General features: G+C 67.5%; 18 protein-coding genes. 7 read left to right on the top strand and 11 right to left on the bottom strand.

Annotated elements, in window-relative coordinates:
* Positions 1 to 118 precede the first annotated feature (118 nt).
* Positions 119 to 943, top strand: coding sequence for an alpha/beta fold hydrolase (locus tag BM150_RS00915; protein ID WP_092922315.1), 825 nt, complete (start codon positions 119 to 121; stop codon positions 941 to 943).
* Positions 944 to 1,087: 144 nt separating this feature from the next.
* Here the strand turns inward: BM150_RS00915 and BM150_RS00910 are convergent, their stop codons facing one another.
* The 3 genes from BM150_RS00910 to BM150_RS00900 are packed head-to-tail and all read right to left on the bottom strand — an operon-like array spanning position 1,088 to position 3,819.
* Positions 1,088 to 1,861: an SDR family oxidoreductase gene (locus tag BM150_RS00910; RefSeq protein ID WP_092922312.1), complete on the bottom strand. Its 774-nt coding sequence runs from the start codon at positions 1,859 to 1,861 to the stop codon at positions 1,088 to 1,090.
* 12 nt (positions 1,862 to 1,873) lie between these two features.
* Positions 1,874 to 3,259 (bottom strand): GntP family permease, encoded by a 1,386-nt coding sequence (locus BM150_RS00905; protein ID WP_092922309.1) that lies wholly within the window; start codon positions 3,257 to 3,259, stop codon positions 1,874 to 1,876.
* A 35-nt stretch (positions 3,260 to 3,294) separates the two neighbouring features.
* A complete protein-coding gene (locus BM150_RS00900; RefSeq protein ID WP_092922306.1) occupies positions 3,295 to 3,819 on the bottom strand; it encodes a gluconokinase in 525 nt (174 codons plus the stop codon).
* A 257-nt stretch (positions 3,820 to 4,076) separates the two neighbouring features.
* Here BM150_RS00900 and BM150_RS00895 point away from each other — a divergent pair, with 257 nt between their 5' ends.
* A complete protein-coding gene (locus BM150_RS00895) occupies positions 4,077 to 4,811 on the top strand; it encodes an FCD domain-containing protein (RefSeq protein ID WP_092923202.1) in 735 nt (244 codons plus the stop codon).
* A gap of 85 nt (positions 4,812 to 4,896) precedes the next feature.
* Here BM150_RS00895 and BM150_RS00890 read toward each other — a convergent pair whose 3' ends face one another.
* The 3 genes from BM150_RS00890 to kduI are packed head-to-tail and all read right to left on the bottom strand — an operon-like array spanning position 4,897 to position 7,294.
* Positions 4,897 to 5,661, bottom strand: coding sequence for an IclR family transcriptional regulator (locus BM150_RS00890; protein ID WP_092922303.1), 765 nt, complete (start codon positions 5,659 to 5,661; stop codon positions 4,897 to 4,899).
* Complete coding sequence (locus tag BM150_RS00885; RefSeq protein ID WP_092922300.1) at positions 5,658 to 6,419, bottom strand: glucose 1-dehydrogenase; 762 nt, start codon at positions 6,417 to 6,419, stop codon at positions 5,658 to 5,660. Before BM150_RS00885 ends, BM150_RS00890 begins: the two co-directional genes overlap by 4 nt.
* Before the next feature lie 17 nt (positions 6,420 to 6,436).
* A complete protein-coding gene (kduI, locus tag BM150_RS00880; RefSeq protein WP_092922298.1) occupies positions 6,437 to 7,294 on the bottom strand; it encodes a 5-dehydro-4-deoxy-D-glucuronate isomerase in 858 nt (285 codons plus the stop codon).
* Between the two features lie 106 nt (positions 7,295 to 7,400).
* Between kduI and BM150_RS00875 the strand changes: the two genes are divergently transcribed.
* Positions 7,401 to 9,020, top strand: a complete 1,620-nt coding sequence (locus tag BM150_RS00875; protein WP_092922295.1) for an L-lactate permease — start codon at positions 7,401 to 7,403, stop codon at positions 9,018 to 9,020.
* Positions 9,021 to 9,393: 373 nt separating this feature from the next.
* Here BM150_RS00875 and BM150_RS00870 read toward each other — a convergent pair whose 3' ends face one another.
* From BM150_RS00870 to BM150_RS00850, 5 genes are all read right to left on the bottom strand, one after another.
* A complete protein-coding gene (locus BM150_RS00870) occupies positions 9,394 to 9,678 on the bottom strand; it encodes a TM2 domain-containing protein (RefSeq protein ID WP_092922292.1) in 285 nt (94 codons plus the stop codon).
* Between the two features lie 201 nt (positions 9,679 to 9,879).
* Positions 9,880 to 10,707, bottom strand: a complete 828-nt coding sequence (locus BM150_RS00865; protein ID WP_092922289.1) for an SAM-dependent methyltransferase — start codon at positions 10,705 to 10,707, stop codon at positions 9,880 to 9,882.
* A gap of 315 nt (positions 10,708 to 11,022) precedes the next feature.
* Complete coding sequence (locus BM150_RS00860; protein WP_092922286.1) at positions 11,023 to 11,439, bottom strand: carboxymuconolactone decarboxylase family protein; 417 nt, start codon at positions 11,437 to 11,439, stop codon at positions 11,023 to 11,025.
* Entirely contained in the window at positions 11,436 to 16,283 is a 4,848-nt protein-coding gene (locus BM150_RS00855; protein ID WP_092922283.1) for an SDR family NAD(P)-dependent oxidoreductase, read from the bottom strand. The genes BM150_RS00860 and BM150_RS00855 overlap by 4 nt, the downstream gene beginning before the upstream one ends.
* A 7-nt stretch (positions 16,284 to 16,290) precedes the next feature.
* Positions 16,291 to 17,820, bottom strand: coding sequence for an acyltransferase domain-containing protein (locus BM150_RS00850; protein WP_092922280.1), 1,530 nt, complete (start codon positions 17,818 to 17,820; stop codon positions 16,291 to 16,293).
* 331 nt (positions 17,821 to 18,151) lie between these two features.
* Between BM150_RS00850 and BM150_RS00840 the strand changes: the two genes are divergently transcribed.
* From BM150_RS00840 to BM150_RS00825, 4 genes are all read left to right on the top strand, one after another.
* The gene (locus tag BM150_RS00840) at positions 18,152 to 19,024 is read left to right on the top strand and encodes an AraC family transcriptional regulator (RefSeq protein ID WP_092922273.1); all 873 of its coding nucleotides are present in this window, start codon (positions 18,152 to 18,154) and stop codon (positions 19,022 to 19,024) included.
* Positions 19,025 to 19,263: 239 nt separating this feature from the next.
* Positions 19,264 to 19,767: a 2Fe-2S iron-sulfur cluster-binding protein gene (locus tag BM150_RS00835; RefSeq protein ID WP_092923199.1), complete on the top strand. Its 504-nt coding sequence runs from the start codon at positions 19,264 to 19,266 to the stop codon at positions 19,765 to 19,767.
* On the top strand, positions 19,764 to 20,756 hold the full coding sequence (locus BM150_RS00830; protein WP_092922270.1) for an FAD binding domain-containing protein: 993 nt from the start codon (positions 19,764 to 19,766) through the stop codon (positions 20,754 to 20,756). The genes BM150_RS00835 and BM150_RS00830 overlap by 4 nt, the downstream gene beginning before the upstream one ends.
* Complete coding sequence (locus BM150_RS00825; RefSeq protein WP_092922267.1) at positions 20,753 to 22,834, top strand: xanthine dehydrogenase family protein molybdopterin-binding subunit; 2,082 nt, start codon at positions 20,753 to 20,755, stop codon at positions 22,832 to 22,834. The genes BM150_RS00830 and BM150_RS00825 overlap by 4 nt, the downstream gene beginning before the upstream one ends.
* Positions 22,835 to 22,882 lie beyond the last annotated feature (48 nt).

Here is a 22,882-nt window from a genome sequence, read left to right as displayed (position 1 = left end):
CGGTGACGGAACGCCCGGGGAGCTCTCCCGGCCTGCGTGGAGTGTCGAGTGGTGCGACCGTACGGGCACGCGGCGGCACCCCGCCGCGTCATTCCATGATGATCTCGGGGGACATCGTATGGGCACCATCACCACCAACGACGGCACGGAGATCTACTACAAGGACTGGGGCTCCGGCCAACCGATCGTGTTCAGCCACGGCTGGCCGCTCTCGGCCGACGACTGGGACGCCCAGCTGCTGTTCTTCCTGCACCACGGTTACCGGGTCATCGCCCACGACCGGCGTGGCCACGGGCGTTCCGAACAGACCGGCGAGGGCCACGACATGGACCACTACGCCGACGACCTCGCCGCGCTGACGGCGCACCTCGATCTCTCGAACGCGATCCACGTGGGTCACTCCACCGGCGGCGGCGAGGTCGTCCGCTACCTGGCCCGCCACGGCGAGAGCCGGGTCGCCAAGGCGGCGCTCCTCTGCGCGGTGCCGCCGCTGATGGTGCGGACCGAGAGCAACCCGGACGGCCTGCCCAAGGACGTCTTCGACGACTTCCAGCGGCAGCTGGCCGCGAACCGCTCGCAGTTCTACCGCGACATAGCCGCGGGCCCGTTCTACGGTTTCAACCGCCCGGGCGCCGAGCCCTCGGAAGCGGTGATCCAGAACTGGTGGCGCCAGGGCATGATGGGTGGCGCGAAGGCCCACTACGACGGTGTGGTCGCCTTCTCCCAGACCGACTTCACCGAGGACCTGAAGAAGATCACCGTGCCGGTGCTGGTGATGCACAGCCAGGACGACCAGGTCGTGCCCTACGTGGCCTCCGGGCCGCTGTCGGCGAAGCTGCTGCGCAGCGCCACGTTGCGGACTTACGAGAACTTCCCGCACGGTATGCCCACCACGCAGGCGGAGACGATCAACGCGGACCTGCTGGAGTTCCTGCGCGGGTGACCCACCGATGCCACGCGAGTGGCCGCTCCTGCCGTGCGAGTGGCCGCGACTGGCACGCGACGCCGTGCCCGGCATCGGTCGCGCGGCCGGGAAGGGGCGGTCCACGATGGACCGCCCCACCCGAAACCACCGGAGAACCGCCGGTCAGACCACTGCCGTCATGCCGCCGTCGACGAACAGTATCTGCCCGTTGACGAACGACGCGGCGTCCGAGGCCAGGAACACCGCCGGGCCGAGCAGATCGTCGGTGCTGCCCCACCGACCGGCGGGAGTGCGGCCGGTCACCCAGCCGCTGAACTCGGGATCGTCGACCAGGGCCGAGGTCAGCTCGGTCGCGATGTAGCCGGGTGCGATGCCGTTGATCTGCAGGCCGCTGCCCGCCCACTCGGCGGTCATGGCCCGGGTCAGGTTCCGCAGCCCGCCCTTGGCCGCCGTGTACGGCGCGATCGACGGTCGGGCGAGCTCGGCCTGCACCGAGCAGATGTTGATGATCCTGCCGCTCCCGCGTCGCACCATGTCGCGCGCCACCGTGCGTCCCACGAGGAAGGCGCTGGTCAGGTCGGTGCGCAGCACCTCCTCCCAGCGCTCCACCGAGAGGTCGAACATCGGCTCGCGGTGCTGGAAGCCCGCGTTGTTGACCAGGACGTCGATTCCGCCGTGGCGGTGGGCGATCTCGGCCACCCCTTCGACGACCTCGTTCTCGGCGGTGACGTCGAAGCACACCACGTCGCACTCGGCGCCCGGTACCGCCGCGCGCAGCGCGTCACGTGCTTCGGCGGCCCGCTGTCGGTCGCGGCCGTTGAGCACCACCGTGGCCCCGGCCTCGGCGAGTCCTTTCGCGACGGCGTTGCCGATGCCGCGACTGCTGCCGGTGACCAGCGCGACCCGGCCGGTCAGGTCGAACAGTTCGGATACCAAGGAGTCCTCCGCTCAGGCGACGACGAACAGCAGGGAGGCGATGCCGAAGCCCATCAGTCCGATGGTGGTCTGCATGACCGTCCAGGTCTTCAGCGTCGTCTTCACGTCCATCCCGAAGAAGCGGCCCACCAGCCAGAACCCGGAGTCGTTGACGTGGCCCGCGGTGACCGAGCCCGCCGCCAGCGCCAGCACCAGCGCGGCCAGCTGCACCGAGTTGAAGTCCTGTCCGAGCACCACCGGCTGGACCAGTCCGGCCGCGGTCGTCAGCGCGACGGTGGCCGAGCCCTGCGCGATGCGGATCACCGCGGCGATCACGTAGGCGGCGACGATCACCGGCATTCCGATGTCGGACATGACGTCCGAGAGCGCGTCGCCGATGCCGCTGGCCTGCAGCACGCCGCCGAACATGCCGCCCGCGCCGGTGATCAGGATGATCGCGCACACCGGGCCGAGCGCGGAGTCGAGCAGCTTCTCGACGACGTCCTGGCCGCGTCCCCGGCGGGTCCCCAGGACGTAGGTGGCCACGAACACGGTGATCAGCAGCGCGACCGGTGTGGCACCCAGGGTGCGGGCGACCTGGAACCAGCCCGCCTCGGGGTTCGCCCACCCCGCCTCGCCGGCGGTGTTCAGCCCGGTGTTGGCGAAGATCAGCAGCAGCGGAAGCAGCAGCAGCGAGATGACGGTGCGTGCGGGGGGCGGGTTCTCGTCCTGCTCCACGGGACCGCCGCCGTTGAGCAGTTCCGGCACCGGCAGCACGATGCGCTTGCCCACCCAGAGGCCGTAGAGGTAGCTGGTCAGGTACCACGTCGGAATCGCGACCACCAGGGCGAGCGCGAGGACCAGCCCGACGTCGGCACCCAGCAGTCCGCTGGCCGCCACCGGCCCGGGGTGCGGTGGAACGAAGATGTGCATCACCGAGAACGCGCCCGCCGTGGGCAGGCCGTAGCGCAGCACGCCGCCGCCGAGCCTGCGTGCCACCGCGAACACGATCGGCAGCATCACGACGAGTCCCGCGTCGAAGAAGATGGGAAAGCCGAAGATCAGCGAGGCGACGCCCAGCGCCATCGGTGCGCGTCGTTCGCCGAACCTGTTCAGCAGCGCGTCGGTCAGCGACTGGGCGCCTCCGCTGACTTCCAGGAGTCTGCCGAGCATCGCGCCGAGCCCGACCAGCAGCGCCACGCTGGCCAGCGTGGAGCCGAATCCGCTGGTGAGTGTTTCGATGATGCTGTTCGCGGGGATGCCGGACGCGAACGCGGTGGCGAGGCTGACCAGCACCAGCGCGAGAAAGGCGTGCACGCGCAGCTTGATGATCAGGAACAGCAGTACGGCGATCGCGGCCGCCGCTATGCCGAGTAATGGGCCCGAACCCATTGTCTGTGTCCAGCCATCGATGTTCATTCAAAAGCTCCGTTGCTTTGTGCCGGTTTCGATGGTCATCGCGCGGCGTGGCAGGCGCCGGGGTCGAGAGCCGCGAGGGTCTGCCGCACGATGTCTTGCGGGGTGTCGACGACGTCGACGGTCAGGCCGGCCTCGTCGGGGTGTAGCGGTTCGAGGTCGTCGAACTGCGAGCGCAGCAGTGAGCTGGGCATGAAGTGCCCGGAACGGCTCGTGAGCCTGCCCTCGATCGTTTCGGCCGAGCCGGACAGGTGCAGGAACCGCACGTTCGCCCCGGCCTGCCGCAGGACGTCCCGGTACGTCCGCTTCAGCGAGGAGCAGGTCACGATCGTGTTCGTCCCGCTCGTGGCGTGTCGGGTGATCCAGTCGCGGATCCGCCACAGCCAGGGCAGCCGGTCCTCGTCGGTGAGCGGGACGCCTGCCGTCATCTTGGCGATGTTGGCTTCGGGGTGGAACTCGTCGGCCTCGGCCGAGGGCCGATCGAGCTGTTGGGCGAGCAGCTGCGCGACGGTGCTCTTGCCCGCCCCCGAAACGCCCATCACCACCAGGCATGTGGCTGTCATACGACTCCCTCGTCGAGCTGCGTCCGTTTCCGTGTCATGTCCACGCGGCTAAAAAGTATTACCTTTGGCGGCGAAAGTTATCACCAAATGATGTGACTGGGAAGACACCGGGAACTCGGTAATCTGTACGGGTAAACCCGGCAACCGTGGAGCAGGAGAACGACGTGACGAGGTCCGGACACGGACACGAGGGGAGTGAGCAGCGGGCGAGTTCTGCGAACGACACCGCGACCGTGCGTGCTTCACCGGCCGATGCGGTGGGAGGCGGTGCCGGGGAGTCGAATGTCGAAGTGCTGCACAGTGGCGTGCTGGACACGCTCGGCAAGGAGATCACCGACGGTAGGTTGCCCACCGGACACGTGCTGACGCTCGACCTGCTCGAGGAGCGGTTCGGGGTGTCGCGCACCGTGGTGCGGGAGAGCGTGCGGGTGCTGCAGTCGATGGGGCTGGTCACGTCCCGGCGCCGGGTCGGCATCACGGTTCAGCCGAGGCGGTCCTGGAACGTGTTCGACCCACGTGTGATCTGGTGGCGACTCGCGGGCGAGGGGCGGGAGGCCCAGTTGCGTTCGCTGACCGAGCTTCGCATCGCGGTCGAACCACTGGCCACGGCCGACGCCGCGCGCAACGCTTCGGGCGAGGTGAGATCGCGTGTGGTGGAGCTGTCCTCGATGATGCGCGCCAAGGGCGAAGCGGGTGAGCTCGACGACTTCCTCGAGCTGGACATCGAGTTCCACACCGCGTTGTTGCGGACCAGCGGCAACGAGATGTTCGAGGCGTTGGCCGATGTGGTCGCGGTGGTGCTGCGGGGGCGAACTCAGCTGGGACTGATGCCGCACCAGCCGGTTCCTCGCGCGCTGGACCTGCACGAGCGAGCCGCGCACGCCGTGGCCAACGCGAGATCGGAGGAGGCCGAGGACGCCATGCGCGAGCTGCTCGCCGAGGTCCGGGACGCCGTCGTTCCGGTCTGGGGGAATCCTCCGGTGGGGAAGTAGAGCTGCGTCGTGTGGGCCTGCGGGGGAGCGGCCGACGTGCCGAAACCGGGCGACGGCCCCGAGTGGTCGGCCGCGTCGGCCGTGCTCACGGCAGGTGGCCGAGCGCGCTCGAGATGCTGTCGGCGGCGCGCGCCACCGTCGGGGCCAGCGTGGCGAGTTCGTCCATGCTGTGCTCCAGGGACAGCGCGGAGACGCTGACGCCGCCGATGACCGCCGCGGTGTGGTCGCGCACCGCGGCACCGACGCACCGCACGCCGGGCTCGTTCTCCCCGTCGTCGAGGGCGTGGCCGCCGCGGCGGACGTCGGCGAGCCGCCGCAGCAGCGCCTCGCGGGTGGTCAGCGAGTTCGCCGTCCGCGCTTCCAGCGTCAGCGTGTCCAGCAGGGTGTCGAGTTCGCCCGTGGGCATCGCCGCCAGCGCGGCCTTGCCTATGGCGCTGCTGTGCCACGGCAGGCGCATCCCGACCCGCGAGCTCATCCGGTACGGCTTGTCCGGTTCCTTCTTGTGGACGTAGCAGAGCTCGTCGCCGAAGCGCAGCGCGAAGTGCACCGTGCAGCCGGTCTCGTGCAGCAGCCAGGACAACACCGGTTCGGCCTGCGTGGTCGGGTCGAACCGGTCGATCACCCGGTTCGCCAGCCGCACCACCCGGTTGCCGACCCGGTACTCACCCGCGCCGTCGGTGTTGACGAAGCCCGTCTCCACCAGCACCCGCAGCAGTCGGTGCACAGTGGACTTCGGAAGCCCCGTGGCGGTCGCCAGGTCGACCACCCGGCTGTGCTCGGTGAGACCTTCCAGCACACGCAGCACCTTGCGCGCCGCCCCGGGGCCTTCGAACGACTCGTTGTTGCTCACCTGCTCATCCAGCCACCGTCGACGACGAGAACATGGCCGTTAATGTAGTTCGCCGCCCTCGAGGACAGAAACACCGCCGCCCCGACCAGATCCTCGGGCTCGCCCCAGCGCCCGGCCGGGATGCGTGATCTGATCTCGGCCTCGCGCGTGGGGTCGTCCCGCAGCGGGGCGGTGTTGTCGGTGGTGATGTAGCCGGGGGCGATCGCGTTGACCCGGACGCCGTGGGGTCCCCACTCGTTGGCCAGCGCCCTGGTCAGTCCGGCGACGGCGTGCTTCGACGCCGCGTAGCCCGCGACGCCCTTGCCACCCTGGAACGACAGCAGCGAGGCGATGTTGATGATCCTGCCGTCGCCGCGCTCGACCATCCGCCGCCCCACCAGCTGGCTGAGCGCGAACACCGAGTCGGTGTTGATGCCCAGCACGCGACTCCAGTCGTCGAGGCCGACCTCGGTGGCCGGTTCGCGGTGAATGATTCCGGCGTTGTTGACCAGAATGTCGATGTGGTGCTCGGCCACGACGGGTTCCAGCACCTCGCGTGCTCCGGAGGGGTCGGTGAGGTCGGCCACCACCCGGTGCACCCTGCCGCCGTGCGCGCCCGCCTCGGCGGTGACCTCGTCGAGGTCGTCGTGGTGCCCGAGCAGGACCAGGTCCGCGCCAGCGGCGGCCAACCCGAGGGCCACCGCGCGCCCGATGCCGGTACGCGCGCCGGTGACCAGTGCGGTGCGCCCGCTCAGGGAGAACAGTTCGGTACTCGTCATCGTTGATCGCCCCCCGGTCAGCGAAGTTCGTCGATCGCCACGTGGTCCATGTCCCCGAAGTCCTGGTTCTCCCCGGCCATGGCCCACACGAAGCCGTAGCGGTGGGTCCCCGCACCACTGTGGACCGACCAGCTCGGCGAGATGACCGCCTGCTCGTTGCGCACGACCAGGTGGCGCGTCTCGTCGGGACGGCCCAGCAGGTGGATCACCCGGTGCTCCGGTGGAAGGTCCACGTAGAGGTAGCACTCGGTGCGTCGGTCGTGCGTGTGACACGGCATCGTGTTCCACACGCTGCCCTCGGCGAGTTCGGTGATCCCCATGACGAGTTGGCAGGAGTGGATTCCCTCGGGGTGAACGTACTTGCGCAGCCCGCGCACGTTGGCGGTGGCCGGATCGCCCAACTCGGCGGGAGTCGTGTCCGCGTGTCGGGCCACCCGCGTCGGGTACTCGGTGTGGGCGGGCGCGGAGACCAGGTAGAACCGCGCCCCCTCGTCACTGCTGAACGACACCGACCTCGTCCCCCTGCCGACGTAGAGGCAGTCGCGGTGCGCCAGCTCGTACTCCTCCCCGTCCGCGGTCACCGATCCGCCGCCGAGCGCGATCACGCCCAGTTCCCGGCGTTCGCAGAAGTACTCGCTTCGCAGCGGTGGTTCGGCGCTCAGTTCCAGTGCGGTTCCCGGCCGTGGGACGGCGCCGCCCAGCACCATTCGGTCCTGGTGGGTGTAGACCGTGCGGATCTCGCCCGGTGCGAACAGGTCCTCGACCAGGTAGTGCGCCCGGAGCTCCTCGGTGCCGAACTCCGTGTACTGGCCGGGATGGGTGGGGTGCCTGATCTCCACGTCGCCGTCCTTTCGGGAGCAATCGATTTCGTCCATGCGGTCGATAGCTCCGGAATGTGTTCGGGGTCACGATGTTGTCGCGGTAAATGGAACCGCGTTCTGTATTTCGGAACAACCGCCATTCGGGGGTCCGGAGGTCGTAGTGCCGTACCAACAGGAAGCGAATCCGGCCGGATCACTGCTGCTCTCGGCGTTGCTCGCGCTGCTCCCGCTGGTCGTGCTGCTGGTGCTGCTGGGTGTCTTCCGGTGGAAGGCGCACTGGGCCGGGGTCGCGACGCTCGGGGTCTCGCTGCTGATCGCCGTGGGGGCCTACGGGATGCCGCCGCTCATGGCGGTCAACGCCGGGATCTACGGCGCCGCGCAGAGCGTGCTGCTGATCCTGTGGCTGACGTTCAACGCGATCTGGATCTACAACATGACCGTCCACAGCGGTCATTTCGCGGTGCTGCGAAGAGCGTTCTCCTCGATCGGTGACGACATCCGGATCCAGGCGATCGTCATCGCGTTCTCCTTCGGCGCGCTGCTGGAAGCCCTGGCCGGCGGCGGCAGCCCGGTCGCCATCTGCGCGGTGATGCTCATCGCGCTGGGGGTGCGACCGCTCAAGGCGGCCACCCTGACGTTGATCGCCAACACCGCGCCGGTTGCCTTCGGCGGGATGGGAAACCCGATCACGGTGCTCGGCGAGGTCACCGGTCTGCCGGCCGGGGACTTCGGTGCGATGGCCGGACGGCAGGTCTCGCTGCTGGCGATCGTCGTTCCGTTCGTGCTGCTGTTCGTGGCCGACGGCAGGCGTGGGCTGCGCCAGGCGTGGCCGGGCGCGCTCGTCGGTGGGGTGAGCTTCGCGGTCGCGCAGTTCGTGGCCTCGGAACTGGTCTACCAGCTCGCCGACATCGTCGCCGCGATCGTCTCCGCCGCCGCCTTGCTGCTGTTGCTCCGGGTCTGGCGCCCCGCCGGTGAACCGGTGACCGCCGCGGCCATCGCCGGGGGAGGCGGCGCCGTCGAGGACTCCGGCCCCGAGCGGGATCGGCGTTCCGAGGTGCTGCGCGCCTTCGCGCCCTACGTGATCATCATTCTGGTGTTCTCGCTGGTGCGGGTCGAAGCGCTTCGAGCGCCGCTGGCGGCGATCGGCACCACCTTCGCCTGGCCGGGACTGGACATCGTTTCGTCGACGGGCGCGACCGTCGACACCGACTACGAGTTCGCCTTCGGTTCGGCCACCGGCACCCTGCTGCTGATCTCCGGGCTGCTGTCCCTGCCGTTCCTGCGCGTCTCGCCACGCGACGGAGCGCTGGTGTGGGGCCGGACCGTGCGCCAGTTCGGCTGGGCGATCCTGGCCATCCTGGCGGTGTTCGCGCTGTCCTACGTCATGAACTTCTCCGGGCAGATCACCACCCTCGGCACGTGGCTGGCCGACACCGGGCCGTTCTTCGCGTTCCTCTCGCCGATCGTCGGCTGGTTCGGCGTCACGATCACCGGCACCGACGCGGGATCGAACGCGCTGTTCGGCAAGCTGCAGAGCACGGCGGCCTCCCGGATCGGTGCCGACCCCGTGCTGCTCGGCGCGGCGAACTCCTCCGGCGGCGTGATGGCCAAGATGATCTCGCCGCAGAACCTGGCGGTGGGGACCGCCGCGGTCGGCCTGGTCGGTCAGGAGGGCGTGCTGTTCCGCCGTATCTTCGGCTGGAGCCTGCTGTTGCTGCTGGCCGTGTGCTGCTTGGTGTTCCTGCAGTCCACCCCGGTCCTCGGGTGGATGGTGCCGTGATCGTCGACTGGAGACGGATGTTCAGCCGCGGACCCCTGTTGCCGGCGGCCTCGACCGGTACGGTGGCCGCGTCGTTGCCCGGTTCCGCCACCGGCCCCGTTCCCACCGAGACGCGGTCCTTCGGGGTGCCGCGACGATTTCGCGCGAAATTTACGCCCGGGCGGTGTCCGGCTCCCCCGGAAGCGGCGATTACGCGGGAACGAATCCCACGTACCGTTCGCAGTCGGCGTGGGTGGCGTGCCCGCGCCGGACCCACTGTTGGGATCGGCGCGGACCTCGCGACCGGATGAGCGCGACCGTGGCCGGAACGAACCGGGAGGGTACTTCCCTCGAACGTCGCGGTCTCACGACCGCGCGGGCAACGATCTCATCGCTACGCCCTGCCCGGGTCGCGCTGCCGCAGTTCGCCGGCCAGCTCCAGGTTGTGCTGCTTGATCCAGCCGGGAATGAGGAAGGCGTCCACGAGTGCCCACACGGCACTGATGGGGCTGGTGATGACGAGCACCGTGCACACCAGCTGCGCCACGGCGGTACCGACGCGGTTGCCCGCGTAGAATCGGTGGGCACCGAACAGGCCGAGGAAGAGCCACAGCACGTAGCTGACCACCAGCGACTTCTGTCTGGCCTGGTACTCCATCATGTCGTATTCAGCGTTCAATCGGATGTCTCCCCGAGGGATGCGGTTTCAGAGCCGCTCCATCCTATGTTTCGGTCGAACGGTTGTTCGTTCCGGTCGTCCCGGTGACGACAGTGGTGGACGCAGCGCACATTCCAGCTGTCGCGGGGTAAGTCCTCGTTGACACCGCGTGTGCCGGTCACGCGTGAATTTCGCGCGAAATCCGCGAGCACCCGGAGGTCCTCACTCCGGCACCCGGGCCAGTCCGGCGTAGATGCCGCTGGGTTCGGTGGGGCCCGCGATCTCGCCGTGGTGCCAGTCCTGGGCGTAGCGGATTCCCGGCTCGACTAGCCGGGTGCCCTCGAACAGGCTGAGCACATCCTCGTAGCCCCGCGGGTAGGCCTGGTGGTTGGCGCGGCTGTGCTGGATGCGCTCGGCCACTCCGCTCGTGTTCACGGCACCGTCGTCGGTGGTCAGGTGCGAGATCGCGATGTAGCTGCCGGGCGCCAGCCCCGCCCGGTACCTCGCCACCGTGTCACGCAGCCGATCGGTGTCGGGGAAGTACTGCAGCACGCAGAGCAGCAACACCGCCACCGGCCGGTTCAGATCCAGCATGCCGCGGGTGACCGGCGAGTTCAGCACCTCCGCCGGGTCGTTGAGGTCGCCGCGCAGGATCGTGACCTTGTCCACCCCTTCGAGCAGCAACTCGCTGTGCGAGACCGCCACGGGCTCGTTGTCCACGTAGACCACCCGGGAATCCGGATCGTGCCGGTGCGCGATCTCGTGCACGTTGCCGATCGTGGGCACCCCGGAACCCAGGTCGAGGAACTGATCCACCCCCTGCCGGCAGCAGTGGGCCACCATGCGGCGCAGCAGTGACCTGTTCTCCCGCGCCATGCTCGCGATCCGGGGCTCGCTCTCGGCGATGTGATCCCCCAGCTCGCGGTCCACGGCGAAGTTCGCCGACCCGCCGAGCCAGTAGTCGTAGACCCGCGCGGGATTGGGAAGACCGACGTCGGTGTCGCCGGGGAACCCGTAACCGTGGTCGTGTGATTCGTCGAGGCCGGTCATAAGCTCTCCCACACCGGAGGTTCGCGACGAACACAGCTTACGCCTCGACTCGCCTGGACACCGCCCGGAAGTGAATACTGTTTGCTTCTATCTGTTCGGGTGGTGCTGTGGATCGTTTCCAGGGGATGGCGTGGGCACGGTGTTCGTCGCTACCGAAGGAGAAGTGCTCTGGAGGGATCGAACCGGTTACTCTCGGCCACTACGCTCCTGTCGCCCACCGGGTTCATCCCGGCCTGCCGGGCGGCACCGCTCGAGCCGGGGTCCCAGGCCGGTAACTCCGTAGTGGGGGCCGAACGAAGGCGATGAGAGCGGGCGTCACCGTGATCGGTCGGAATCTCGTTCGAACGATTCGCCTCGTTCCGCCAGAACTTCTCCGAGCGTCTCGAGCGCCGCGACGGTTCGGGGGAAACCCGCGTAAGGCAGACTCTGCACGAAGACCTCCTTGACCTCCTCGCGGGAAATCTCGTTGTTGAGGCTGGCGGCGATGTTCGCCTTGAGCGGAGATTCCGTGACCCCGAGCGCGATTATCGAGGCGAGTCTGATCAGCTCTCGTTCCCTGACGGAGAGTACGGAACGATCGTAGACATCGGCGAAGACGAAACCGACCATGAGGTCCTCGAAAACCGGGTCCAGGGATCGTAACCGATCCAGCATGCGTTCGCCGGCCTCCGGTTCGCGTTGTCGGATCACCTCGTGGCCGCGTTCCAGTCGTGACCGATCATGCTGGTTCATGAAGCCCTCCTGTCCGTACTGGCCGGAACGTCGCCTATCCGGGCCAGCTCGACCCCGTAAGCCCGCAACAGGACGTTTCCGTCGGGTGAACTCGCGTAGTAGCGTTCGTCTCCCGTGACCTCAACTCTGATGTGGTTTCCGTACTGTCCGAAGAGGTCGAGATCATTCGCGTTTTCCGTGAAAAGGTCGAGTCCTTCCAGTCCGCGCGGAACGTAGACCGCCTGCGAGAGGTCCTCTGCGGGAGGCAACGCGGCGGTGCGCAGGGTTGAGCAGATCAGCAGGGCCGGGATGCTCATCTCGTCGAGAAACCGTTCCCCCGCCAAGTTCGGTGCCCAGGTCGCCCTGGCACTCTTCTCATCGGCACGGGCGTCGCGGAGGTTGTCGAACACGCCGCTCAGTCTCACCGGCGAGGTCTCCGACGGGTAGGGGTCGTTGACGCTGCTGCCGTGTTGTCCGTTTTCGGGGGGTCGTGGTGAACGAACCACCTCGTCCTTTCGACTCAGCAGAACATCCGTGTGAAAGTGCTCCCGAGACGCGGTTCGTATGTGGCCGTCCGGTCCGATCAGGTCCGAACGCAGATACACCCGGATCCGCATGGGATCGGCCGGACGATCCGGTTCCGCTGCCAGCTCCCCCTCGATTTGCAGCGAGAACGGCAACTTTCCCGCGAAGGGGCGGACGAACCTTCCGAACAGCGCATCGCGAAAACCGGTGACCGTCCTGTCCGGGGCGAAGGTTTGCGCCGCGTTCGCGGCGAGGTTCAACATGAACGTTCCCGGCAGGGTGGGCTGGTTTCGTACCAGGTGATCGTGCAGGTATCGATCACGATTCGGATCGAATCTCAGTCGCCATGTCGCGGTTCGGAGTGTGGAGTTGGTAGTGGGCAAGGTTCGTGCCGACATTTCTTTCTTCTTCGGTTCGGTTCTGTTGCCGGATATTTCGGGTCCGTTGGACTGGTTCCATTCCTGCTCGTTCCCGCCGAGGTACACCGGGTCGTCCGCACGCGTTCTCGCGGCGCGCAGCTCGCGAATGAACTGCTCGTTCCCTTCCGAGGTCGAAATCGGGGTGAACCATTGATTTCGGTCGAGGCGTGCGCGCAGTAGCGGTTGTGACGCCATGCCGGTGTTCTCCCAGAGAGGGAATCCTATGGTGAACTCCCGTTCCGAGTTCGTGTACGGCCCCGTCTTCTGCAAGTACGCGTTCGCGCAGGAGTAGTCGCTGTCGTTCGGGACCCCGAGGACGCCGGCGATCGATCCAACGTTACACCACAAGGTAGGTGGGTGATCCGCCAAAGCTCTCTTCAGGTTGTCGTGTCCCACCACTTTGGTGTCGCGGACCCGCTGGAAGGAGTCGAGCGTCTTGCGCTCGAGTTTGGCCGGTTGCTCCACACCCGCCGCGTGGATGACCAGATCGACGCGGCCCTCGGTCCGCAAGATTTCCCCGCTCGCGTTCCGCACGGCTTCCGAATCCGTGATATCGCATGAGAGGTAGTGAACCCTGTCCTCGCCGAACGCTTCGCGCAATTGTTCGAGATCGCGCTGTATTTCACGTGCTCGGAGCATGTCGTCGACTTCGTTGACGACTGATTGCGGGGAACGTCGTTCGTCCGACTCGTGCAGTTCACTTATCAGTGAGCGACGGAGTGCGAGCAACTGATCGTCCTCGGCCTCGGCGATCCGCGCGGGTATCTCCCGCGGGGCGGTACGTCCGAGCAACCACAGTCGCGGTGCGACGTTTCGGCTCAGCCCGTCGAGAATCGAACGAACCACCCCACTGGTTCCTCCCGTTACGAGCACTACCGAGTCGTCACTGACAGGCAACCGCGGTACCTCGTCGGGAAGAGGATCGGCGAGGAGCGCTTCGGTGTGGCGTACACCCTCGACAATGCGGACCACGGTGCGCGGCAGATCGTTCTCGCGTTCTCGCGCCAGATTCCGGAGCACGTCGTGATTCGGTTCCTCCTCGGTGGTCACGACCGACATGGCCGTATCCGGGTACTCACGATTCAGCGCTCTGATCATCCCGGAGAACAACGCTGCCTTGGGATGCTCGGTGTCGCCGGGCGGGTGGTTGGTGAACAGTACCGCCACTGATCCGGTTTCCCCCGCCCAGCGTGGGGCGAGTCGTCGCACGGCCAGGAAAGCCAGGTCGTGTAACCGGAGAAACCGTTGATCAGGACTCTCTCGTGTTCGCTCCGCCGGAAGGTCGACGATCACTGTCAGATGTGGTGTGGCTTCGTCCAGCGCTCGGTGGAACGGCTCCAGCGAGGTGGCGTCCCGAAGGTCCGCTCCCGCCCGCACGTCCTGAGCCGTCGTTTCCGAATGATCAGCGTCGACCACCACGGCTCCGAGGCTGTCGAGCTCCGCACGGAACGGAGCGATGGTCTCGGGATGATCGCTCAACACCACACTGCCAGGTGGTACTGGCGGTACTCGCCCTTCCCCGGTCATGGGGGAGGGCAGCAGTGAAGGGACGTATCTGCGCGTGAGTTCCGCTGAGTTCCGTTGAGTGGAGTGCTCGTCCGGCGTCTCGACAGTCGTTCCGCTCACCGGCCGGACGGCCACGGTGATCTCCTCGCCCACCACGTCGGTAGTACCGTCGTCGGAGTGCAGGGCGCGGAGCACATCCACCGCGCCGTCCGCCCCGGGAAAGCGCCTCCCGGTTCGGGGAGTCGGGACATCCTCACCGGAGCGGATGATGTCCAGGTTGGCGAGTACCGGCCACCCGTGTTCGGAAGCGGTGCGTTCGTCCGTGACGGCCATCAGGAAGGCACCTTCCGAGTACTCTTCGCGCCGTCCACTGATCGCTGTCGCCGAGCGGCTCTTGCCGTTGATACCGAGTACCAGAGCCAGTTCGAGCTCCCCCGTCCGGAGGTAGCGGTCCGCGGTGTGCAGGGCGTGCAACGTCGAATCGTTCCCGCTGTCCACCGTCATGCAGGCTCCGTGCAGGTCGTGGCGAGCCGCGATACGAGAAGCGATGACGTTCGGCAGCACGCCTGCCTGGGTGTCTTCACTGGGGGGTGGGATCGCGTCGCGTGATTCTCGTAGTCGAGGGAGGACACCGGTGAGTGTCTCCGGTTCGAGTGCGTGTTCCAGCGTTTGGCTGAGATCGTCGAAGTAGCACCGGAACGCCGTATCGGCCAACCTGGTCGGCACTCCCGTGTGAGCGCCGATGATTCCCGTGGTGTCCCGCGATTCGGCCCAAAGCTCCCCGTGATCCTCGATGAAGCGATTCGTGACCTGCAGGGCCATCAGTTGCGTCCGATCGATCGTTCCCATCGTGCGCTGTGACAGCCGTGTCTCCACGGGATTCGGTAGAGGATAGTGCTCTCCGAACGAGTGGGGGAAAGCCTCGGTGTCACCGCGCAGCCAATCGCTGACTTCTTTCGTGGAAGGCTCGGTGGGTAGGAGCGCTGACCAGGCGACGAGTACCGTCGAACCGCTGAGCGGGGGCGGGCCGGAGCGCTGCGGGAACTCATTGTCCGGGCGTCCCGCTTCCGGAGCGTCGGAGACCAGCAGGTGCGCGTTGGTGCCGCCGAAACCGAACGCGGACGCGCCGAGGGTGCGCCTGCGATCTCGAGTTCTCGGTAGTGGGAACTCCTCGACCGGGATTAGGGTGCGGGAGGTGTCGATGTCGCTACTCGGTCGTGTGAAAGCCGGCTGGGCGGGAAGACGTTCCGCTCGCAGAGCCGAGATCGCGTGGATGGCCGAGATCACTCCGGCCGCCCAGCCCGGATGACCGAACACCGCCTTGTTCGCGACAGTCGGGTATCCACGACTCGGCGCCAAGGCGGCGAGCGTACCGAGCTCGGAAGCGTCACCGGCCGGTGTTCCCGTGGCGTGCGCGATGACCCCGTCCACGTCCTCCGGGCGAAGCCCGTTGACGGTCCGAGCGCGGTGTACGGCACGTTCCTGTCCGGCCGGGTTGGGTGCGGAAATGGACTTCCCCCGCCCGTCCGCCGCCGCGCCGAAACCGGTCAGTACTCCGAGTACCGTATCGCCGTCCGCCGTCGCTTTCGACAGTTTCTTGAGAGTCACCACTCCGGCCGCGTCGCAGAACAGCGTTCCGTCGGCTTCGTGGTCGAAAGACCTTACCTGACCGGTGGGAGACAGTCCGCTGACCTTTGAGAACATTACCGACATGCTCGGATCCAGCACGGAGAATCCGCCGCAGTAGGCTATATCGCAGTCGCCCGCCAGCAATGCTTTCGTCCCCAGGTCGATCGCGTACAGCGAAGAGGAGCACGCCGTGTCGACCACCAGGGACTCCGAGACGTTGCTGATCACTCCGGAAGCGGAATCCCTGACTATGCGGTGCGGAGTCGATTGCTCGGGAACTTCGAGTGCGTTCCGGTAGTGTCTCAGCAGGGAACGCACTACCCGTTCCGATTCCTCGTCGCTTTCACCCAGTGCGCCGCGGGACCTCGCTACCGTGACGGCTTCCATCAGGCTCTGACTGCCCCCGGACCAGCCACCGAAGTACAGTCCGCACCGATCGTGCTCGTCGGATCCGACGCCGTCCCGCGCCTGTAGCAGGCTGTGGCGCAACCACCGTGTTCCCCGCTCGCGCATGCTCGCTCCGAGCAGGTCCTCGTCCCTGCGCAGGCCAGGATGTGGTGAGAAGTCGTGGATGTAGCCCGAAACCCGCGCGTATGTGCGGTCCCGCTCCGACCGATCGGCCGACCAGAAATGGTTCAGGTGGAAACGCTCACCGGGTTCGCTGAACACGTTGTCGCCTCGCTGCAGGGCTTTCCAGAGTTCCTCGGGCGAGTACGCGGTCGGCAGCGCCAGTCCCATACCGACCACCGCGATGAGCTGGTCATCAGTGCCGTTCCGACGTTCCATTTATCGGTCACCCCTCGTTCGTGTCCCGGGAACCGAGGCTTTTCAGCAGACTCGTGATCTCACCGAGCGTGCTGGCATCCGCCGGTGAGAGGCCGGTGGAGGGTTCGGGGAGACCGAAGTGTTCGCGGGCGATCCCGAAAATTTCCACCTGCTTGATGGAGTCCGTGCCGAGATCGGCCTCCAGGTCGATGTCTTCGGTGAGCATCTCCTCGGGAAATCCGAGATTTTCGGCGTAAATCTTACGGGTTCGGGAGAGCAGTGAATCGCTTTCCGGAGCTGGTTCGGATTCATCCGGGGTTTCCCGGCTCTCGGGGGGAGGTGTTCGCACGCCGGGAGCCGCATCGTCCGCTCGTGGAGTCGGTTCCGGTGTCGACGCGGCGGTGTCCGGTTGGGCTCGTTCGGCCTTGAGCGGTTCTGGTCGGGTTGGTGTTTCCGCCGGTACCGAGGTCGACTCCGGAGGGTTGTGGAAGGTGGGGGCCTCCGGCCCTTCGCCGTCCGCTTCGTCCGGGAAAAGTCTCCGTTCCAGATCGTTTGTCGCTCCCCGCTTCGGGAGGACGGGAACAGCGGTGACCAGTGGGGGCAGGGAGTTGCGGACTATTCCCGTCAGTGCCTTGCGCGCGCCGGCCTCCACGAAAGTGCGCACACCGTCACGGAACAGCCTTAACAGTCCGTCGTAGAACCGAACCGGTGTTACCATGTGATTGTCCACCAGCATTCTCACGTCATCAGCGGAAACCAGGTAACGTCCCAGTGTGGCGGAGAATACCGCTTGACGCGGGGCACTGATCGGCAGCGAAGCCGTGGCGGCCGTGAATTCTTCGGATGAGTTCCGCATGATCGGATTGTGGAATGCGTATGCCGTGTGTAGTGGCGTGACCACGGCTCCTGCTGCCCGAGCCACTTCCCCCAGTGACTCCAACGCGGATCTCGGGCCCGATATCACGGTCTGTCCGGGGCCGTTGTCCACGGCTACTTTTATCGAGGGGTCATCGACGAAACCAACGAGATGTTCCACGCGCCTCGCGTCCGCGGACACGGCTGCCATTCCGGTTTCGGTGGGTCCGGTTCGCCGTAGTGTTGCCGCTCTCTCGCACACCAGTCTCGTGGCGCTGTCGACGTCCATCGCTCCGGCCGACGTCAGCGCGGCGAGCTCCCCAAAGCTGTGCCCTGCCAGAACATCGGCTTTGACCCCCAGGCCGAGCAGTATCTCGTTGGTGGCGGCGTTCGTGGCGAAAATAGCGAGATCGGTCAGGTCCGGTTGTTCCGAAGCGAGTGATTTCGTGGTGGGGGACGACGGGTCGGACAACAGCGGAGAAACCGGGCCGTAACCGTACTCTCCGGCTACCTGGTCGACTTCGGCGAGCACGTGCCGAACACGTGGGAACCCATTCGCTCTCTCGTCCAGTATACCCGGGACGTACGCTCCTTGTCCGGGGAACAGAAAAGCTGTTCGTTCTTGCAATTTAACACCCCGACGATTTCGTTCGCGGTTTTCGGTGTCGAAGTTTCGGTGAAATCTACAGGAAGGTGCTGACACGGTGCTGACGTGGCGCTGATGCGAATTTTTTATGAACCGGGGGAATTTTTCGTGATGGTTTTTCCGGTGTTCAGGGCGGATTTCTGGTGGATTTTGGTGTGATCTTCTTTCGTCGTGGCGGTTTCACGCGGTCGAAGCCGCTTCGGGGTGGTTCGGTGGTGCACCGAACCGCCTGCCGACGCGGAACCGGTCGGTTCGTGCGCGGGTGCCGCTCGCCGGTGATCGACCTCCCGTCCGACCGCATCCGGCACGAGCCGACCGAATCGGGCACGGAAGGTCGGGTGGACGCTACGGCCGAGGCCCTAGTTTCGAATCCGGGAAGGAGGTCGCCGTGCTCGACCGTCTCAACGAGGCCATGGACCACGTCGAGCGGCACATCGCCGCCGACATCGACATCGAGGTGCTCGCACGGATCGCCCACACCTCGCCGTACCACTTCCGGCGGATGTTCGCGACGCTCGCCGGAATCCCGCTGTCGGAGTACGTGCGCAGACGCAGGTTGACGTTGGCAGCGGGGGAGGTGCTGGCCGGGCGGCGCTCGCTGCTCGACATCGCCGTGACCTACGGCTACGGCTCCGGCGAGACCTTCGCGCGGGCGTTCCGTGCAGTGCACGGTGTCGGTCCGGCCGAGGCGAGACGTTCCGGGGCGGCACTGACCTCCCAACCACGGATGACGTTTCACCTCACCGTCGAAGGGAGCACACCCATGGAGTTCCGGATCGTCGACAAGGCGGAGTTCCGGCTGCTCGGCTACCGCACCGAGGTGCCGATCGTGCACGAGGGACACAACGAGGCCATCGCGGAGTTCACCGCGAGCATCGGCACCGAGCGGTTGGCGCGGTTGAAGCCGCTCTCGGACCAGGAACCGGAGGGCATCGTTTCCGCGGTGGAGCCGCACGACGACTCGTCGCGTTCCGAGGGCAGCCTGACCGAGTTCCTGCAGGGGGTGGTGTCCTCGGCCGCCGCCCCCGAGGAAGAAGGAGTAGCGGAGCGAGTCGTGCCCGCCGGGACGTGGGCGGTGTTCCGCTCCGAGGGCGAACCACCGGAAGCCGCGCAGTACATCTGGCGGGACGTGTTCACCCAGTGGTTCCCCTCCAACCCCTACCGCGGCGTGCCCGGCCCGGAGATCCTGAGTGCCCAGCCGACCGGCGACGGCACCCGGATGAACTACGAACTGTGGTTGCCCGTGGAACACACCGGGTGAGCCGAGTTCGTCGCTTCGCACGGGGCCGTGCCGCGAGGCACGGCCCCCACCGGGTTCCGGGTACGCCGGTGGCCGTCCGGCACCGGGTGGGGACGGTGCATCCCGCTCCGCGACGAGGAGGGTTCGACGCGAGTCCGGATCGCGGGCAGACTGCGCGCGTACGATGATCACTGAACCCCGCTCTGACACGGGTGTCGTTCGAGATCACCGCCCTACACGACCAAGAGGCGATTTTCGGAATGGACTCGGAGATAACCCTGCGGGTGGACGGACGGCGGGAAACCCTGTCCGTCGACACCCGGACGACTCTGCTGGACGCACTACGCGAACGATTGGGGGTGACCTCTCCGAAGAAGGGATGTGACCACGGGCAGTGCGGTGCCTGCACCGTGCTGCTGGACGGCAGGCGTGCCACCAGCTGTCTGACCTTCGCCGTTGCGAACGACGACAGCGAGGTCGTCACCGCGGAAGGACTGGCCGAGGAGGACGAACCGCACCCGGTGCAGCGGGCGCTGCTGGACAACGACGGTTTCCAGTGCGGCTACTGCACCCCGGGGCAGGTCTGCTCCGCGGTGGGCATGTTGGACGAGGCCAAGTCGGGCTGGCCCAGCTACGTGACCGAGGATCTCGACGAGTCGGTCGAACTCGACGAGGACGAGATCCGTGAACGCATGAGCGGCAACCTCTGCCGCTGCGGTGCCTACGCCAACATCGTCACAGCCATCCGAGAGGCCGCCGAGTGAAACCCTTCGACTACCAGCGCGCCACCGACGCCGACAGCGCGATAGCGACCGTCAGCCGCGATCCCGAAGCGCGCTACATCGGTGGCGGGACCAACCTCGTCGACCACATGAAGCTGGGGATCACCGAACCGGGGAAACTGGTCGACATCACCCGGCTGCCCTACGACTCGGTCGAGTCGCTGCCCGACGGCCGGGTCCGCATCGGCGCCACGGTGCGCAACAGCGACCTGGCGGCGGAGCCGGTGATCCGGCAGCGCTACCCCGTGCTCGCGCAGGCACTGCTGTCCGGGGCCTCCGGGCAGCTGCGCAACCTGGCGACCACGGGCGGCAACCTGCTGCAGCGCACCCGCTGCTCCTACTTCCAGGACGTCACCACCCCGTGCAACAAGCGCGAACCCGGCTCGGGGTGCTCGGCGCTGGAGGGCTGGAACCGGCACCACGCCGTCCTCGGTGCCTCCGAGCGGTGCGTGGCTACCCATCCCTCGGACATGGCGGTCGCGCTGGCCGCGCTCGACGCCGACGTGCTGGTGGCGGGGCCGGACGGGCAGCGCACCGTGCCGGTGACCGAGCTGCACCGGCTGCCGGGCGACGAGCCGGAGCAGGACACCGTGCTGCGGCACGGCGAGCTCGTCACCGCCGTCGAGCTCCCCTCACTGCCCTTCGCCGTTCGTTCGCGCTACCGCAAGGTGCGGGACAGGGCCTCCTACGCCTTCGCGCTCGTCTCGGTGGCGGCGGCGGTCGAGGTCACCGACGGTGACATCACCGACGCCCGGATCGCCTTCGGCGGGCTCGCGCACAAGCCCTGGCGGGCCACGGCGGCGGAACGGGCGCTGCACGGCGCCCCGGCCACCGAGGAGGCGTTCCGCGCGGCGGCCGACGCCGAACTCGCCGAGGCGGAAACGCTGCGCGACAACGAGTTCAAGGTGCCCATGACTCGCAACACCCTGGCATCGGTGCTGCGCGAGCTCACCCAGCAGGAGGGATCATGACCGGAGCGACGCGGGCCACCTCGCAGGGGCCGGAACGGGTCGAGGGCCGTGCCAAGGTGACCGGTACCGCGCCTTACGCCTTCGAGTACCCGGTGACGGACCCGCTCTACCTGCATCCGCTGCGGGCGGGCATCGCACGGGGCCGCATCGCGAGCATCGACACCGCGGCAGCCGAGCGGGTCGACGGGGTGCACACCGTGCTGACCCACCACAACGCGGACGCCCTGAACCCCGTCGGTGACCCCGAACTGGCCGTGCTGCAGTCCGACGGGATCGACTTCCGCGGCCAGCTCGTCGGCGCGGTGGTCGCCGAGACGCCGGAGATCGCGGCGCACGCGGCCGGGCTCGTCGACATTCGCTACGAGCGGCTGCCGCACGACAGCGAGTTCCGGGACGACGCGAACATCGTCTACACCCCGGACGCCGATGCCAGTCCCATGCTGTCGCCGGACCTGGAGCGGGGCGACGTGGACACCGCGCTGGCGGAGGCGACCCACACGGTGGACGTCACCTACACCACGCCGCCCGAACACCACAATCCGATCGAACCGCACGCCGTCATCGCGACGTGGGACGACGACGGACTCACCCTCCACGACTCGAACCAGGGCTCGCACCTGGTCCGGGACCTGCTCGCCCCGCTGGTCGGCCTCGACAAGGAGCGGATCAGCGTGATCGCGCCGCACGTCGGGGGTGCTTTCGGCTCCAAGGGGATGCCGCACGGGCACGTGGCACTGACGGTGCTGGCCGCGCGCCGGACGGCGGGCAGACCGGTCAAGTGCGCGCTCTCGCGCACCCAGATGTTCGAGCTGGTGGGGTACCGCCCACCCACCCGGCAGCGGGTGCGGCTCGGGGCCGACTCCGATGGGCGGCTCACCGCCACCGAGCACGACTCGCTGGAGCAGACCTCCCGGTTCAAGCAGTACGCCGAGCAGAGCGCCAGCGCCTCCCGGGAGATGTACGCGTCACCGAACCGCCGCGTCACCAACCGGCTCGCCGCGCTGGACGTCCCCGCCCCCACCTGGATGCGGGCGCCCGGTGAGGCGAGCGGGATGTACGCGCTGGAAAGCGCTGTCGACGAACTGGCGGTTCGTTCCGGGATCGACCCGATCGACCTCCGGTTGCGGAACGAACCGGAGGTCGCTCCGGTCTCCGGGCTGCCGTTCTCCAGCCGCAACCTGGTCGCCTGCCTGCGGCAGGGTGCCGAGCGGTTCGGGTGGCACGAACGCGATCCCCGGCCCGGTACGCGGCGGGAGGGCGACTGGTTCGTGGGCACCGGCGTGGCCGCCGCCAGCTTCCCGAGCCTGCTGTTCCCCGGCTCGCTGGCCACGATTCGGCACGAGTCCGACGGGAAGTACCGGGTGGAGATCGGTGCGGCCGACATCGGTACGGGAGCCCGTACGGCGCTGACCCAGCTCGCGGCCGAGGGGCTGGAGGTCCCGTTCGAAGCAGTGGAACTGCGGCTCGGCAGCACCGAGCAGCCGAACGCCGGCCTGGCGGGCGGGTCCGCCGGTACCGCCTCGTGGGGCTCGACCGTCGTGGACGCGGTGCGTGCGTTCCGCGCCGAGCACGGCAGCGATCCCGGAGAGGGAGTCGAAACCACGGCGGGTGCGGCCGGCAATCCGGACCTGGGCAAGTACGCGATGAACGCCTACGGTGCGCAGTTCGCCGAGGTGCGGGTGCACGCCGACACCGGTGAGGTGCGGGTTCCCCGGATGCTGGGAGTGTTCGCGGCGGGCCGGATCGTCAATCCGCGCACCGCGCACTCGCAGTTCCTCGGTGGGATGACGATGGGGATCTCGATGGCGCTGCACGAGCACAGCGTCGTCGACGAACGGTTCGGCCACGTCGTCAACCACGACCTCGCCGGGTATCACATCGCGAGCAACGCGGATGTGGGTTCGATCGAGGTGAGCTGGGTCGACGAGCACGATCCGCACGTCAACCCGGTGGGTGCCAAGGGGATCGGCGAGGTCGGGATCGTGGGTACGGCGGCGGCCGTCGGCAACGCCGCGCACCACGCCACGGGCGTGCGGGTTCGGGAACTGCCGCTGACTCCCGACAAGTTCCTGCGCTGATTTCCGCGCGGTGCTCGGCACCGGTCGCGCACGGGGCCGGTGCCGGGG

Origin of the sequence: Actinopolyspora alba (assembly GCF_900112765.1) — a bacterium.
GTDB lineage: Bacteria > Actinomycetota > Actinomycetes > Mycobacteriales > Pseudonocardiaceae > Actinopolyspora > Actinopolyspora alba.
The sequence above is the reverse complement of the archived record's forward strand: the minus strand, read 5'-3'. Positions and strand labels throughout refer to the sequence as shown.

Coding starts and splice junctions, on each gene's coding strand:
- BM150_RS00825 (WP_092922267.1), top strand. CDS start 20,753: ATGACCGGAGCGACGCGGGCCACCTCGCAGGGGCCGGAACGGGTCGAG.
- BM150_RS00900 (WP_092922306.1), bottom strand. CDS start 3,819: ATGACAGCCACATGCCTGGTGGTGATGGGCGTTTCGGGGGCGGGCAAG.
- BM150_RS00905 (WP_092922309.1), bottom strand. CDS start 3,259: ATGAACATCGATGGCTGGACACAGACAATGGGTTCGGGCCCATTACTC.
- kduI (WP_092922298.1), bottom strand. CDS start 7,294: ATGGACGAAATCGATTGCTCCCGAAAGGACGGCGACGTGGAGATCAGG.
- BM150_RS00855 (WP_092922283.1), bottom strand. CDS start 16,283: ATGGAACGTCGGAACGGCACTGATGACCAGCTCATCGCGGTGGTCGGT.
- BM150_RS00915 (WP_092922315.1), top strand. CDS start 119: ATGGGCACCATCACCACCAACGACGGCACGGAGATCTACTACAAGGAC.
- BM150_RS00860 (WP_092922286.1), bottom strand. CDS start 11,439: ATGAACCAGCATGATCGGTCACGACTGGAACGCGGCCACGAGGTGATC.
- BM150_RS00865 (WP_092922289.1), bottom strand. CDS start 10,707: ATGACCGGCCTCGACGAATCACACGACCACGGTTACGGGTTCCCCGGC.
- BM150_RS00835 (WP_092923199.1), top strand. CDS start 19,264: ATGGACTCGGAGATAACCCTGCGGGTGGACGGACGGCGGGAAACCCTG.
- BM150_RS00885 (WP_092922300.1), bottom strand. CDS start 6,419: ATGACGAGTACCGAACTGTTCTCCCTGAGCGGGCGCACCGCACTGGTC.